The sequence below is a fragment of the Streptomyces sp. YGL11-2 genome, assembly GCF_050054615.1.
Lineage (GTDB): Bacteria > Actinomycetota > Actinomycetes > Streptomycetales > Streptomycetaceae > Streptomyces.
The window spans coordinates 119,377-132,975 of record NZ_JBNHIN010000021.1; the positions used below are offsets into that span (position 1 = coordinate 119,377).

General features: G+C 71.9%; 13 protein-coding genes. 9 read left to right on the forward strand and 4 right to left on the reverse strand.

Annotation, left to right across the window (positions count from 1 at the left end; genetic code table 11):
- The first annotated feature begins 177 nt into the window (after nt 1-177).
- From ACO1BR_RS23770 to ACO1BR_RS23785, 4 genes are read left to right on the forward strand one after another with little or no spacing between them, the layout of a single operon-like run.
- Entirely contained in the window at nt 178-897 is a 720-nt protein-coding gene (locus tag ACO1BR_RS23770) for an LPXTG cell wall anchor domain-containing protein (protein WP_426797128.1), read from the forward strand.
- 19 nt (nt 898-916) lie between these two features.
- Entirely contained in the window at nt 917-1,942 is a 1,026-nt protein-coding gene (locus tag ACO1BR_RS23775; RefSeq protein ID WP_426797106.1) for a hypothetical protein, read from the forward strand.
- A complete protein-coding gene (locus ACO1BR_RS23780; protein WP_426797107.1) occupies nt 1,939-3,096 on the forward strand; it encodes a hypothetical protein in 1,158 nt (385 codons plus the stop codon). The genes ACO1BR_RS23775 and ACO1BR_RS23780 overlap by 4 nt, the downstream gene beginning before the upstream one ends.
- Nucleotides 3,096-4,565, forward strand: a complete 1,470-nt coding sequence (locus ACO1BR_RS23785; RefSeq protein ID WP_426797108.1) for a hypothetical protein — start codon at nt 3,096-3,098, stop codon at nt 4,563-4,565. The genes ACO1BR_RS23780 and ACO1BR_RS23785 overlap by 1 nt, the downstream gene beginning before the upstream one ends.
- Nucleotides 4,566-4,668: 103 nt before the next feature.
- Here the strand turns inward: ACO1BR_RS23785 and ACO1BR_RS23790 are convergent, their stop codons facing one another.
- Together ACO1BR_RS23790 and ACO1BR_RS23795 are read right to left on the reverse strand one after the other, a co-directional pair.
- On the reverse strand, nt 4,669-4,845 hold the full coding sequence (locus tag ACO1BR_RS23790) for a hypothetical protein (protein ID WP_159503438.1): 177 nt from the start codon (nt 4,843-4,845) through the stop codon (nt 4,669-4,671).
- Nucleotides 4,846-5,164: 319 nt separating this feature from the next.
- Nucleotides 5,165-6,694: a peptide MFS transporter gene (locus ACO1BR_RS23795; RefSeq protein ID WP_426797109.1), complete on the reverse strand. Its 1,530-nt coding sequence runs from the start codon at nt 6,692-6,694 to the stop codon at nt 5,165-5,167.
- A 500-nt stretch (nt 6,695-7,194) separates the two neighbouring features.
- Between ACO1BR_RS23795 and ACO1BR_RS23800 the strand changes: the two genes are divergently transcribed.
- Nucleotides 7,195-7,875, forward strand: coding sequence for a response regulator transcription factor (locus ACO1BR_RS23800; protein ID WP_030086430.1), 681 nt, complete (start codon nt 7,195-7,197; stop codon nt 7,873-7,875).
- Nucleotides 7,876-7,881: 6 nt separating this feature from the next.
- Nucleotides 7,882-9,129 (forward strand): ATP-binding protein, encoded by a 1,248-nt coding sequence (locus ACO1BR_RS23805; RefSeq protein ID WP_426797110.1) that lies wholly within the window; start codon nt 7,882-7,884, stop codon nt 9,127-9,129.
- An 8-nt stretch (nt 9,130-9,137) separates the two neighbouring features.
- On the opposite strand, the gene ACO1BR_RS23810 is transcribed toward ACO1BR_RS23805, so the two are convergent.
- Nucleotides 9,138-9,644: a GtrA family protein gene (locus ACO1BR_RS23810; RefSeq protein ID WP_159503441.1), complete on the reverse strand. Its 507-nt coding sequence runs from the start codon at nt 9,642-9,644 to the stop codon at nt 9,138-9,140.
- Nucleotides 9,645-9,743: 99 nt separating this feature from the next.
- Entirely contained in the window at nt 9,744-10,184 is a 441-nt protein-coding gene (locus tag ACO1BR_RS23815) for a protease inhibitor I42 family protein (RefSeq protein WP_426797111.1), read from the reverse strand.
- Between the two features lie 174 nt (nt 10,185-10,358).
- Here ACO1BR_RS23815 and ACO1BR_RS23820 point away from each other — a divergent pair, with 174 nt between their 5' ends.
- The 3 genes from ACO1BR_RS23820 to ACO1BR_RS23830 are packed head-to-tail and all read left to right on the forward strand — an operon-like array spanning nt 10,359 to nt 13,263.
- Complete coding sequence (locus tag ACO1BR_RS23820; protein WP_426797112.1) at nt 10,359-11,510, forward strand: 5-(carboxyamino)imidazole ribonucleotide synthase; 1,152 nt, start codon at nt 10,359-10,361, stop codon at nt 11,508-11,510.
- Nucleotides 11,507-12,094, forward strand: coding sequence for a 5-(carboxyamino)imidazole ribonucleotide mutase (gene purE / locus ACO1BR_RS23825; RefSeq protein ID WP_426797113.1), 588 nt, complete (start codon nt 11,507-11,509; stop codon nt 12,092-12,094). Before ACO1BR_RS23820 ends, purE begins: the two co-directional genes overlap by 4 nt.
- The gene (locus ACO1BR_RS23830) at nt 12,091-13,263 is read left to right on the forward strand and encodes a dipeptidase (protein WP_426797114.1); all 1,173 of its coding nucleotides are present in this window, start codon (nt 12,091-12,093) and stop codon (nt 13,261-13,263) included. Before purE ends, ACO1BR_RS23830 begins: the two co-directional genes overlap by 4 nt.
- Nucleotides 13,264-13,599 lie beyond the last annotated feature (336 nt).

The following is a 13,599-nucleotide window of genomic DNA, read 5'->3' on the forward strand; positions in this document are numbered from 1 at the left end:
CGGGCCTGCGGGCCCGCGCTCTGTCGTGTCAGGGCTGCGTCGTGTCAGGGCCGCCGCCGCCCGATTGGGCTGTGCTGTGCCTTCCCTCGACAAGGTCCCCGGCGTACCTTGAGCGACCCATCTGATGTGCCGTCAGTAACTTCGGCGGTGCGCTACCCGGGAGAAGGGGAACTCAAGGTGGCCCGCTTCCACACACAGCACGGCGGCCGACGCCGGGCGGCCGGCCTGGCCGCGACGGCGGCGCTGACGGCCGGATCCGCGGTGCTGCTCGCCGCGCCGGCCGCGCACGCCGAGGTCGTCGACGTCAACTACCAGTGCAGGACACCGATCGGCAACAAGGGCGCGGTATCGCCCATCGACATCAAGGGGACCCCCAGCGGGGGAGCGTACAAGCTCGTCATGTCCTTCCAGAAGGGCGTCTCCTCCAGCCCCGTCGAGCTGGGCAAGGGCGCCATGAAGCCGAGCGCGCTGATCAAGCTGGGCGGCGCGGAGAACGGTACGGTGCCGGTCTCCGGACCCCCCAACGCCGAGGCGATACCGGCCAACACCCCCATCAAGATCAGCGACTTGAGCGGTACGTACACGCCCAGGGCGAGCGGCAAGGTCACCTTCACCGCGTCGACCCTCACCATCAAGGCGCTGGGCACCACCACCACCTGTACGCCGAGCAACAGCCCCAAGCCCTCGCTGACGCTGGACGTGAAGGCCGCCGGCGGCTCCGGCGGCAGCACCGGCGGCGGCAGTACCGGCGGCGCGGGCGGCTCGTCCGGCGGCGGCCGGCTGCCGCAGACCGGACCCGCGGACTCCGCCATCGCGCTGGGCACCCTCGGCGGCACCGTCCTGCTGGCCGGCGCGGCCGGCGCACTCTGGCTGACCCGCCGTCACCAACGGGCCTGACGCACACCGGGAGCCGCCGATGCCGTTCCGTACTCGCGCCGCGGTCACCGGTGCGGCCGTCACGGCCGCCGCCGTCCTGCTGAGCCCCACCCCGGCCGCGGCCCGCCCGGCCGCCGGCCCGGCCGCGACGGCCGACCGGGCCGCCCCCGCCGCGCCGGGCTGGTCCGCCGCGCCCAGCGGGGCGGACCGCGCGTACTTCTACCTGGAGGGCGCGCCGGGCACCGCCATGACCGACCGGCTGGCCGTCGGCAACCCCTCCGACCGGGCCGTCACCGTACGGCTGCGGGGCGACGGGGCCCGGGACGGGGCCGGCGCGTGGCTGCTGTTCGGCACGGCGGAGGTGACCGTTCCGCCGCGCACCCGGGCGACCGTGCCGTTCACCGTGACGGTGCCGCGGGACGCCTCCCCCGGAGACCACCCCGGCACCATCGTCGCCACCGGGCCGGGCGCGCCGGGCGCCCGGTGCCGGGTGCCGGTGCGGCTGAGGGTCACCGGCCCCGCGCTGTCCGCGCTGACCGTCGAGCGGGTTTCCGTACGCCGCCGGGGGAGTGCGGCGGTGATCCGGTACACCCTGGTCAACCGGGGGAACACGGTGCTCAGGCCGCGGCTCGCGGTGCGCGCCGACGGCCTGTTCGGGCCACTGCTGCGCCGCGCCGGCCGCGCCCTGCCGGTCGCCCTCCCACCCGGCGCACAGGTCGACCGCACCGAGACCTGGCCCGATCCGCCCGCCCTCGACGCGGTGGACGTACGGCTCACCGCGACGGCGGCGGGCGGTGCGCACGACGCCGCCACCGCCGGGTACACCGCCGTCCCCTGGGGCGCCGCCGCCGCGCCGGTGTTCCTCCTGGCGGCCGGCGGCGGCTGGGCCGTCGTACGGCGCCGCCGGCGGGCCGGCCGCGCCGACCCGTCGGCGGTGGGCCCGGACGGCGAAGCGCCCGGCGCCGTGACGGAAGCCGCGGACACGAAGACCGGTGCGAACAGCGCGACGGAGACCGGCACTTGCACGAGGACGGGCACGAGGACGGGATCAGGGGTGCGCGCGTGAACGGCGAGAGCGGGACAGCGACGGCCATCACCGGAGCCGCGGTCGCGGCGCCCCCAGGGGCGCGCGCCCGGCCACCCCGCGGACGGCTCCGGGCGCGCCGGCGCCCCGGCCGCCGCCGCGCCCCGGCCCTGCTCGCGGCGCTCGCGCTCGCCCTGCTGCCCGCGCTCCTCCTCCCCGGCCCGCCCGCCGCCGCGGCCGACGGCGCGCCCTCGGCGGCGGTGGCGCAGAAGGAGGCCGGCACGGGCGGCAGCGTCACCGTGACCGGCCGGGGCTGGCGGCCCCACGCCCTGCTGACGCTGCTGATCTGCGGGCAGAACATGATCGGCGGCACCAACTCCTGCGCCAACGGCGACGGACGGACCGTCACCACCGGCGCGGACGGCGCGTTCCGCACGAACCTGCCGGTCGCCGAACCGCCCAAGCCCTGCCCCTGCGTGGTGCACGTGGCGAGCGTGACCGGCCCGGCGGCCGGCGTGGACGCCGCGTTCAAGGTGGCCGGGCACCCGGTGGCACCGCTGCCCCGGGACGTCAGCGCCGGCCGGCTGGCGGTGCTCGCGCAGCCCCGGCTGACCGGCAGCAGCGGGCTGCTGACCTGGTTCGGCGCCCCGGCGCAGCGCGAACTGACCGTCACCGTCGGCAACCTCGGCTCGGCGCCGGCCAAGGACCCGGTCTTCCAGGTCGGCACCTCGCACGGCGTCTTCGCGCCCAAGTGGGAGGACCAGCAGTGGCGGGGAACCGTCCCCGCCGGCCGGAAGGCCGAGGTCAGGCTCCCGGTGGAGCTGGCCGCCGGGGCGCACGGGGACTATCTGGTCTCCCTCAAGTACGGCGGCCGGCTGCTGGTCGAGCAGCCCTGGGGGGTCGGCCGGCCGTGGGGCGTGACGCTCTTCTGGGTGCTGCTCTGCGTGGTCGTCCCGACGGCCGTCTTCCGCGTCGGCATGGCGATCGTGGACCGTGTCCGCCCCGCCCGCGGGACCACCGCCGCCCGCGGCCGGCGCGGCGGCGTCCGCCTCGCCCGGTACGCCGGCCGGCACACCAGGAACCGTGACCCCGGAGGGACGCCGGACGGCGCTCCCGTACTGCCGTGGTTCACCCCGGACACCGCACCGTCCACCACCACATCAACCGAACGACCGACGTCGAAAGGTTCTGCGTGATGAGGCAACGGAGGAGAGCCGCGGTGGCCTCGGCGGCCGCGCTGGTGCTCGCGGGTGCGGGCGCGGTGGCCATGGCCGGTACCGCACAGGCAGCGGAGGTGTCCTACAAGACGGAGTGCCTGCCGCCGCCGATATCGGGGCTGCCGCCGATCGAGGGCACGACGAAGGTGGACGTCAGCGCGCCCGCGACCGCGAAGGTCGGCGACGAGATCACGGTGGTCTGGAAGACCGTCGAGGCCGCGTCGAAGAACCCCGACATCCTCGACCTGGGGCAGGACACCGTCCAGCCGACCGGCACGATCACGGTCGCCGGGGCGCAGACCGGCGAGCTGCCGATGCAGGGGCCGCGGCAGAACCCGCCGATCCCCAAGGGCAGTCCGATGAAGCTGTCCGACATGACGGGCAAGCTGAAGCTGACCAAGCCCGGCGAGGTCACCCTGACGCCCGGCTTCTACAACATCAACGTCAACCAGCCGATCTCCACGGACACCAAGTGCTCGCCCAAGGAGACGGTCCGTCCCGCCGTCACGGTCACGGTGACCGACGGCGGGGGCTCTTCCGGCGGCACGAGCGGCGGGGCGAGTGGTGGGACGAGCGGCGGGACGAGCGGCGGGACCACCGCCGGTACGTCCTCCGGGGGCAACACGGGCGGTACCGGCGGCAGCAGCGCGGGCACCTCCGGCGGTTCGGGCGGCTCCTCGGGCGGCACGGGGTCCTCCGGGTCCACCGGCTCCACCGGGTCCACCGGCGGTTCGGGCGGCTCCGGCGGCGACCCCGACGGCACCGCGTACAAGGGCGCCGAGGTCCAGGTCCCGTACGCCTGCAAGACGCCCATCGGGGACAAGAAGGCGACCTCGCCGGTGCAGATCAACGCCGTGAAGAAGAACGGCGGTTACGACCTGACGGTGCAGTTCAAGAAGTCCGTCATGAACAGCCCGGCGGACATCCCGGCCGGCTCGGTCAAACCGTCGATGGACGTCGCGGTGGGTGGCGCGGACAAGGGCTCGGTGACGACCGAGGGGCCCACCAACAGCAAGCCGATCAAGTCGGGCGACCCGATCGAGATCCCCGACCTGAAGGGCACCTACAAGCCGGGCGCCACCGGCAAGGCCACGCTGACGCCGGGCGTGCTCACCGTCAACGCCCTGGGGACGACCACCACCTGCACCCCGGAGAAGGACCCCGGCGCCTCGCTCACCCTGAACACCTCGGCGCAGCCGGGCGGCACCTCCGGCGGGACGGCCGGCGGGACGGCGGGCGGCTCCGCGGGCGGTGCGGCGTCCGGCGGCACGTCCGGATCGGCCGGCACGTCGGGGTCGGGCGGCACGTCCGGGGGCAGTGGCGGCCTGGCCAAAACCGGCGCCACCGACCACGGCGCGCTGACCGCGCTCGGCCTCGTCGCCGGCACGCTCGTCCTGCTGGGCGGCGCGGTGTTCACTTTCCTGCCGCGACGGCGCCTGCACCGCTGACCTGGGCGATGGCCGTGGGACGGCCCTTCGGCCGGCCCCGAAAGAGCGAGTGGCCGTCGGCGACTGCCGACGGCCACTCGTCTTCTGTCCTACCCGCGGGTGCTCAGCCGCACTTGACGCCCCACAGAGCGGCGATCGCGCAGCCTCCCGCGTAGCCGACGCTCCCGTCCTGCCACTTCGCGGGGCTGCCCGAACCCAGGCTGGAAGCGTTGGCGGTCGCCGCGCCCCCAAGGGTCAGAAGAGCGGCCAGGGCCCCGGCGGCGGCAATTTTCTTCAGCATGATAATGCTCCCGTTTTTCGTTCTGAGTACGCGGCGTTCTGCGACGTGTCATAGACAGCTTCTTGGCTGGTCAGGCCACGATTTCCGCGTGCAGGAAGACATTAGGCAAGAGAATTGCTCGGCTCAATACATGTGACGGACCATTAAATTGACGGTCCATTGGACCGCTGCGTCCGACGTGAATAGCAAGGGTGCTCAGCGGGGCGATTCGGGAGAAATGAGAAAATGCGCGCCCGAGGGAATGCGCCGACGGAAACGCGGAAATGCGTGAGGGCTCCGGCAGCGAACTGCCGGAGCCCTCACGCATGGCCGGGACGGGCTAGTGGACGCTACCCATCAGCACCTGGACCTTCTTGCGGTACATGAACACCGCGAGACCCGCGAGGGCCGCGAGTGAAGCCTGCATCGCGATGATGCCGATGCCATCGAGGCTCACGCCGGCCAGCGAGAGCAGGCCGGTGGTGCAGTCACCCGCGGTGACGGCCAGGAACCAGACGCCCATCATGCGCGAGGCGTACTTCTGCGGCGCCATCTTGGTGGTGACCGAGAGGCCGACCGGGGAGAGGCAGAGCTCACCGATGGTCTGGATCATGTAGATCGTGACCAGCCACATCGGGGAGACCTTGGTGCCGCCGTCGGCCATGCCCATCGGGACGATGAAGACGAAGAAGGAAGCGCCGACGAGCACCAGGCCCATCGCGAACTTCACGATGGTGTTGGGCTCACGGTTGCTGCGGGCCAGCCACAGCCACAGCCAGGCGAAGACCGGAGCCAGTGCCATCACGAAGAGCGGGTTCAGGGACTGGTACCAGGTGGCCGAGAAGCCGAGCCCGAACAGCTTGTCCGCGGTCTTGGCGTCCGAGAAGAGCGACAGGGTCGAACCACCCTGGTCGTAGATCATCCAGAAGATGGCGGCGGCCACGAAGAACCAGATGTAGGCGTTCATCTTGGACTGCTCGGTGACCGAGAGTTCCTTGTCGCGCTTGATGCGGACCAGCACGGCGATCGGGATGACCAGACCGACGAGCGTCAGCGGAACCATCGCCCACTTCAGCGTGAAGGCGCCGATGGCGATCACGGCACCGTAGAAGACGGCGACGGCGGCGACCACGAGAGCGACCTTCGTCAGGAGCGTCTTGCGCTCCTCGGCGCTCAGCGGGTTCGGGACGACGTTGCTCTGCGGGCTCAGGTTCCTGGTGCCGATGAGGAACTGGGCCAAGCCCAGGCCCATGCCGACCGCGGCGAGCGCGAAGCCCAGGTGCCAGTTGTGCTCCTTGCCGACCGTACCGACGACGAACGGGGCTACGAAGGCGCCGAGGTTGATGCCGATGTAGAAGAGCGTGAAGCCGCCGTCGCGACGGGGGTCGTCCGGGCCGTCGTACAGGTGGCCCACCATCGTGGAGATGTTGGCCTTCAGCAGACCGGAACCGATGGCGACCAGGATGAGGCCGACGAAGAACATGGCCTGGCCCGGGACGGCCAGCGAGAAGTGACCGGCCATGATCACAAAGCCTGCGATGGCGACGGTCTTGCGGGCGCCCCAGACGCGGTCGCCGAACCAGCCGCCGGGCATGGCCATGAGGTAGACCATGGAGACGTAGACGGAGTAGATGGCCGTGGCCGTGACCGCGGTCATCGCGAGTCCGCCGCCCTGGCTGCCGGTCGCGGCATCGGCGCCGCCGGAGACCAGGTAGAACACGAGCAGAGCCCGCATGCCGTAGTAGGAGAAGCGCTCCCACATCTCGGTCATGAAGAGAGTGGCCAGACCGCGGGGGTGGCCGAAGAAGGTCTTGCCGCCGTTGGCAGGGGTTCCCTGCTGGGCAGCGTCCTTCGTCTGGCTGGACGCCATGGAGGTTCCTTGCTGCTCGGGACGCCTCCGATTCGGTGTGCGCCCGGGTGGGGGATGACCGGCACCGGCGAGGCCCGGCCCGCCCCCACGTCCGGGAGGTTCAACACCGCACGAGCAGGCGTCGACGGGAGGCCGTACGCCGGGATCCACGCCCCCGTGCCGCGAGTGCGGCCGGCGGACCCGGTCGACAGGTCGATCACTGTGTATCGGGACTGGTGGTTCCAGACCCGCACACAACGAGGGACCAATGACGTCAGTGCCGTCACGGCCCCAGAGGTTGTGCGTTGGACGTTCGGGACACCATACGTCCGAGTAACCCGCCGTTGGAATGGGTGAGACAACGCTCACACTCGGGGCGGGAACCGTTTGAGCCAGTCCATCGATCATGTCCGCCCGCACCCGCGCAGCTCAGGCGCGCGAACGGGCGCGCGGTCCGCCCGCTGTCGCCCATCCGTGCTGGTCCGCCCCTCGGTGTCGGCACATCGGACTACCATCGGCCCATGACCCGTGTACTGCTCGCCGAGGATGACGCGTCCATCTCGGAGCCGCTCGCCCGCGCCCTGCGCCGCGAGGGTTACGAAGTCGAGGTGCGCGAGGACGGCCCGACGGCGCTCGACGCCGGTCTCCAGGGCAACATCGACCTCGTCGTCCTGGACCTGGGACTGCCCGGCATGGACGGCCTGGAGGTCGCCCGCCGGCTGCGCAACGAAGGCCACTCCTTCCCCATCCTTGTACTGACCGCCCGCGCCGACGAGGTGGACACCGTCGTCGGCCTGGACGCCGGCGCCGACGACTACGTCACCAAGCCCTTCCGGCTCGCCGAGCTCCTCGCCCGCGTCCGGGCCCTGCTGCGGCGCGGCTCCACCGCCGAGCCCCAGCAGCCGCCCGCCACCCACGGCGTACGGATCGACGTCGAGTCGCACCGCGCCTGGATGGGGGACGAGGAACTCCAGCTCACCGCCAAGGAATTCGACCTGCTGCGGGTCCTGGTACGGGACGCCGGCCGGGTCGTCACCCGCGACCAGCTGATGCGCGAGGTCTGGGACACCACCTGGTGGTCGTCGACGAAGACCCTGGACATGCACATCTCCTGGCTCCGCAAGAAGCTCGGGGACGACGCCGCCAACCCCCGTTACATCGCCACCGTGCGCGGGGTCGGCTTCCGCTTCGAAAAGAGCTAGGGGCCCGTGCGCCGCCGACTGATCAACTCCACGCTCGCCGTGGTGCTCGTCGTCATCGCCGTCTTCGGCGTCTCCCTGGTGATCGTCGAGACCCGCACGATCCAGTCCGGCGCACAGGAGAGCGTGCAGTCCGAGGCGGTCCGCCTGGTCGGGATAGTGGAGAGCCGGCTGGGCAGCAACGAGAAGATCACCCCGGAAATCCTCTCCGAGCAGATCACCGCCAACCGGTACGCCGAGATCAAGGTGCCCGGCAAGGCGAAGATCGAGATCGGGACCCGGCCGTCCGGCGACGTGATCGAGTCGCAGGTGCGCGGTGACCAGGGCGAGTCGGTCGTCGTCCAGGAGTCCCGCTCCACGGTCAGCGCGGAGATCGGCCGGACGCTGCTGGTCATCCTGGCCGTCGCCCTGCTGGCGATCCTCGCGGCGGTGGTGCTGGCCATCCGCCAGGCCCGCCGGCTGACCGCGCCGCTCACCGACCTCGCGGAGACCGCCGAGCGGCTGGGCTCCGGCGACCCGCGCCCCCGCCACCGCCGCTACGGCGTCCAGGAGCTGGACCGGGTCGCCGATGTGCTGGACGCCAGCGCCGAGCGGATCGCCCGCATGCTGACCGCCGAGCGGCGGCTGGCCGCCGACGCCTCGCACCAGCTGCGGACCCCGCTGACCGCGCTGTCCATGCGCCTGGAAGAGATCACCCTCACCGACGATCCGGACACCGTGAAGGAAGAGGCCACCATCGCGCTGGCCCAGGTGGAGCGGCTGACGGACGTGGTCCAGCGGCTGCTGACCAACTCCCGCGACCCGCGCAGCGGCTCGGCGGTCGCCTTCGACCTGGACGAGGTCGTCAAGCAGCAGATCGAGGAGTGGCGCCCGGCCTACCGCAGCGCCGGACGGGCCATCGTCCGCTCCGGCAAGAAGGAGTTGCGGGCCGTCGGCACCCCCGGCGCGGTCGCCCAGGTGCTGGCCACCCTCATCGAGAACTCCCTGATGCACGGCGCCGGCACGGTCGCCCTGCGCACCCGCGTCACCGGCAACCAAGCCGTCGTCGAGGTCACCGACGCCGGCCCCGGAGTGCCGACGGACCTCGGCTCGCGGGTCTTCGAGCGGACCGTCTCCGGACGCAACTCCACGGGCCTGGGGCTCGCCGTCGCCCGCGACCTGGCGGAGGCGGACGGCGGCCGTCTGGAGCTGCTCCAGCAGCATCCGCCGGTCTTCGCGCTGTTCCTGGCCCGGGAGGCGGAGCCCACCGAGGAGTGAGCCCGGACCTACTTGCGCACGCCGCTCGGCAGCTGCGCGTCGTCGGTCAGGAAGGACTCCGCGGTCTCCACGGCCTCGCGGGCCGGCAGCCCCCGGAAGACCCAGGTGCGGTAGGACCAGAAGCGGAAGAGCGTGGCGATCCCGATGCCGAGGAACTTGAAGAAGTTGCTCTGCAGCGGGCTGTCCCAGTCGAATCCGTACGTCGCGGTGTACAGGATGCCGTTCTCGATGACCAGGCCGATCACGCTGAACAGCAGGAAGAGCGTCAGCTCCTTGGTACGCCCCTGCTTGTCGCGGTCCCGGTAGGCGAAGTAGCGGTAGCCGACGTAGTTGGTGGCGGTGGCCACCACCGTCGCGACGATGCTCGCCCGGACGACGGGGATCTCGGTCAGATGCCGGACGACGTTGAAGACCGCGAAGTTCACCACGACCCCGGCGCCGCCGACGGCGCCGAACTTCACGACCTCCTGGACGAGCGCTGCCAGCCTCGATCGCAGTGGGCTCCGTTCACTCATGGTGATCGTCCAGCTCCCTGTCGTGGGCGGTGTGTGGCCGGCGGCCCGGTACGCACCCTCACTCTAACCAGGCCCGGCGGACCGTGGTGCCGGGGGCCGTCAGTCCACCGTCACACGGAAGTTCACCGTACGGGCGCCCGGCTCGTCCACCGCGCCGGTGGCGCAGCGCCGGCAGTGGAGCAGCCGCAGGTCGGTACGCCCCGCGCGCACGGCGCGGAAGCCGAGCTCGCGGGTGCCGCCGGCGCCGGACGCCGGATGGCCCGGTTCCGCGTCCGGGTCGGTGTGCTCGCCGGTGGCCTCCAGAACGGCCGGATCCGGACGGGGGGCGGCGATGATCCAGTGGTAGCCGTCGTCGGGGTCGTCCGGGACCGCGATGGTGAAGCGGTCGCCGGCGGAGACCGAGATATCGCTGTCGCCGGGGCGGTAGACCGCCGGCCCGGACAGCTGGCTGACCACGGAATACAGGGCGATCAGCAGCGCGACGACCGCCATCGCGATCACCAGCGGCCGGGAGTCCCGCGCTATGTCACCGTTCTCCATCCGGCATCCCCCTCCGCCGGGCAGCGGCCCGGCACCCGTCCTCGCTCCGAGCCGGTCCGGTCCGCCGTCGCGGGTCCGCAACGGCGAATGGCCGGCGATCTTCGAACGTCTGCGCTCAGAGGATCCTCCAAGCCCGGAGTCGGGGCGGCTCTGCCGTGCGGCTACCCTGGGGGCGTGACGTTCCCGGTAGTCGGCATGGTCGGCGGCGGTCAGCTCGCCCGTATGACCCACGAGGCGGGTATCCCCCTCGGCATCAGATTCAAGCTCCTCAGCGACACCCCGCAGGACTCGGCGGCCCAGGTGGTCAGCGAGGTCGTCATCGGCGACTACCGCGACCTGGACACGCTGCGCGCCTTCGCGCAGGGCTGTGACGTGATCACCTTCGATCACGAGCACGTACCCACCGAGCACTTGCGGGCGTTGGAGGCCGACGGCATTCCCGTACGGCCCGGCCCCGACGCGCTGGTGCACGCCCAGGACAAGGGCGTGATGCGCGCCGAACTGGACGCCATCGGCGTGCCCTGCCCGCGCCACCGCATCGTGGCCGACCCCGCCGACGTCGAGCGCTTCGCGGCCGAGGGCGAGGGGTTTCCCGTGGTCCTCAAGACCGTCCGCGGGGGCTATGACGGCAAGGGAGTCTGGGTCGTACGATCCTCCAAGGAGGCGGCCGAGCCGTTCCTCGCCGGCGTGCCCGTCCTGGCGGAGGAGAAGGTCCCCTTCGTCCGGGAACTGGCCGCCAACGTCGTCCGCTCGCCGCACGGCCAGGCCGTCGCCTATCCGGTCGTCGAGTCCATCCAGGTCGACGGCGTCTGCGACACCGTCATCGCCCCGGCGCCCGGCCTCTCCGACGAACTCTCCACGCACGCCCAGCAGCTCGCGCTGCGGATCGCCGACGAACTGGGCGTCGTCGGGCACCTCGCGGTCGAGCTGTTCGAGGTCCGCGACGCCGACGGCGCACCCGCCGTCCTCGTCAACGAACTCGCGATGCGCCCGCACAATTCCGGTCACTGGACCCAGGACGGCGCGATCACCTCGCAGTTCGCCAACCACGTCCGCGCCGTCCTCGACCTCCCGCTCGGCGACCCCCGCCCGCGCGCCCCCTGGACGGTGATGGCCAACGTCCTCGGCGGCGACTATCCCGACATGTACTCCGCGTACCTGCATTGCATGGCACGCGACCCGCAGTTGAAGATTCACATGTACGGAAAGGACGTGAAGCCGGGCCGCAAGGTCGGCCACGTCAACACTTACGGCGACGACCTGGCTGACGTGCGCGAGCGCGCCGCACACGCCGCCGGCTACCTGCGAGGAACAATCACAGAATGACCGCCCACCCGTCGCCCGGCCACCGTCCCTCAACGAGCGCTGGCGCGCGCCCCTCTGATCTCCCCGTCGTCGGCATCGTCATGGGCTCCGACTCCGACTGGCCTGTCATGGAGGCCGCCGCCCAGGCCCTCGACGAGTTCGAGATCCGCTACGAGGTCGACGTGGTCTCGGCGCACCGTATGCCGCACGAGATGATCACGTACGGCGAGGAGGCGGCCGGCCGCGGCCTCAAGGCGATCATCGCCGGCGCCGGCGGGGCCGCCCACCTCCCCGGCATGCTCGCCTCCGTCACCCCGCTGCCGGTCATCGGCGTCCCCGTCCCGCTCAAGTACCTCGACGGCATGGACTCCCTCCTCTCCATCGTGCAGATGCCGGCCGGTGTGCCGGTCGCCACCGTCTCGGTCGGCGGCGCCCGCAACGCCGGACTGCTCGCGGCCCGTATCCTCGGCGCCCACGACCCCGAACTCCTCTCCCGTATGCGGGACTTCCAGCAGGAGCTGAACGACCAGGCCACCGAGAAGGGCAAGCGGCTGCGCAACAAGGTCGCGAACACCGCCGGCTTCGGCTTCGGGGGCAAGAAGTGACGGCCACCCGGGACGCCGCCCGGGAACTGCTGGCCGAGTGGCCGGTCGTCGACGGCCACAACGACCTCCCCTGGGCCCTGCGCGAACAGGTCCGCTACGACCTCGACCGGCGCGATGTCGCCACCGACCAGAGCGCCAGCCTGCACACCGACATCCCGCGGCTGCGGGCCGGCGGGGTCGGCGCGCAGTTCTGGTCGGTGTACGTCCGCTCCGACTACGCCGGCGACCACGCCGTCAGCGCCACCCTCGAACAGATCGACGCGGTACGGCAGTTGACCGACCGCTACGCCGCCGACCTGGCGCCGGCGCGGACCGCCGACGACATGGAGGCCGCGCGCGCCCAGGGCCGCATCGCCTCCCTCATGGGCGCCGAGGGCGGCCACTCCATCAACAACTCGCTCGCCACCCTGCGCGCGTTCCACGACCTCGGCGTCCGCTACATGACGCTGACCCACAACGACAACAACGACTGGGCGGACTCGGCGACCGACGCACCGCGCCACCACGGCCTGTCGGCGTTCGGCGAAGAGGTCGTCCGCGAGATGAACCGCTGCGGGATGCTCGTCGACCTCTCGCACGTCTCCCCGGACACCATGCGCGACGCGCTCCGCGTCAGCACCGCGCCGGTGATCTTCTCGCACTCCTCCGCCCGCGCCGTCTGCGACCACCCGCGCAACATCCCCGACGACGTCCTGGCCCAACTGCCCGCCAACGGCGGCGTCGCGATGGCCACCTTCGTCCCGAAGTTCGTGCTGCCCGCCGCCGTCGCGTGGACGCTGCGCGCCGACGAGAACATGCGCGCGCACGGCCTGCACCACCTCGACACCACCGAGGCGGGCATGGCGGTCCAGCGCGCCTTCGAGGCCGCCAACCCGCGGCCGACGGCCACCGCGGCCACCGTCGCCGACCACCTCGACCACATGCGAGAGGTCGCCGGCATCGACCACATCGGCATCGGCGGCGACTTCGACGGCACCGCCTTCACCCCCGCCGACCTGGCCGACGTCGCGAGCTACCCGAATCTCATCGCCGAACTCCTGGACCGTAAGTGGTCGGCGGCCGACCTGGCCAAGCTGACCTGGCAGAACGCGGTCCGCGCACTCCGCGCGGCGGAGGACGTCTCCCACGAGGAACGGAAGCTGCGCGGGCCTTCCAACGTGACCATCTGAGCGGATGGGGCCCGCCCCACGTGTTCGGCTTTCCCGCCGTGCGGGTTGCTCTTTGTTGCGCCTTCGGCGCGGGGTGTTGTCCGCTGCGCGGGGCTTTCGGGTGCGGTGGCGGTCCTCCGGGGGCGGCATGCAGGACTGCTTCGCTTTACGTCCTGCACACCACCCCCTCCGGCCCGCCCCCTCCCGTGGGGGGAGGGAAGAAACGGTGGCTGGGGGCTGGCCCGAGTGGTCCGCTGACGGTTTCCCTCCACCCATGAACCCGCACGGTCCCCCTCACGCGCGCCCTATCCGTCTTTTTCCACCCACTCACGGGAGGGGGCGGGCCGGAGGGGGAGG

What these genes read in the sequence shown, in the direction of transcription:
- ACO1BR_RS23775 (WP_426797106.1), top strand. Translation starts at nt 917, where the DNA reads ATGCCGTTCCGTACTCGCGCCGCGGTCACCGGTGCGGCCGTCACGGCC.
- ACO1BR_RS23785 (WP_426797108.1), top strand. Translation starts at nt 3,096, where the DNA reads ATGAGGCAACGGAGGAGAGCCGCGGTGGCCTCGGCGGCCGCGCTGGTG.
- ACO1BR_RS23790 (WP_159503438.1), bottom strand. Translation starts at nt 4,845, where the DNA reads ATGCTGAAGAAAATTGCCGCCGCCGGGGCCCTGGCCGCTCTTCTGACC.
- ACO1BR_RS23795 (WP_426797109.1), bottom strand. Translation starts at nt 6,694, where the DNA reads ATGGCGTCCAGCCAGACGAAGGACGCTGCCCAGCAGGGAACCCCTGCC.
- ACO1BR_RS23800 (WP_030086430.1), top strand. Translation starts at nt 7,195, where the DNA reads ATGACCCGTGTACTGCTCGCCGAGGATGACGCGTCCATCTCGGAGCCG.
- ACO1BR_RS23810 (WP_159503441.1), bottom strand. Translation starts at nt 9,644, where the DNA reads ATGAGTGAACGGAGCCCACTGCGATCGAGGCTGGCAGCGCTCGTCCAG.
- ACO1BR_RS23815 (WP_426797111.1), bottom strand. Translation starts at nt 10,184, where the DNA reads ATGGAGAACGGTGACATAGCGCGGGACTCCCGGCCGCTGGTGATCGCG.
- purE (WP_426797113.1), top strand. Translation starts at nt 11,507, where the DNA reads ATGACCGCCCACCCGTCGCCCGGCCACCGTCCCTCAACGAGCGCTGGC.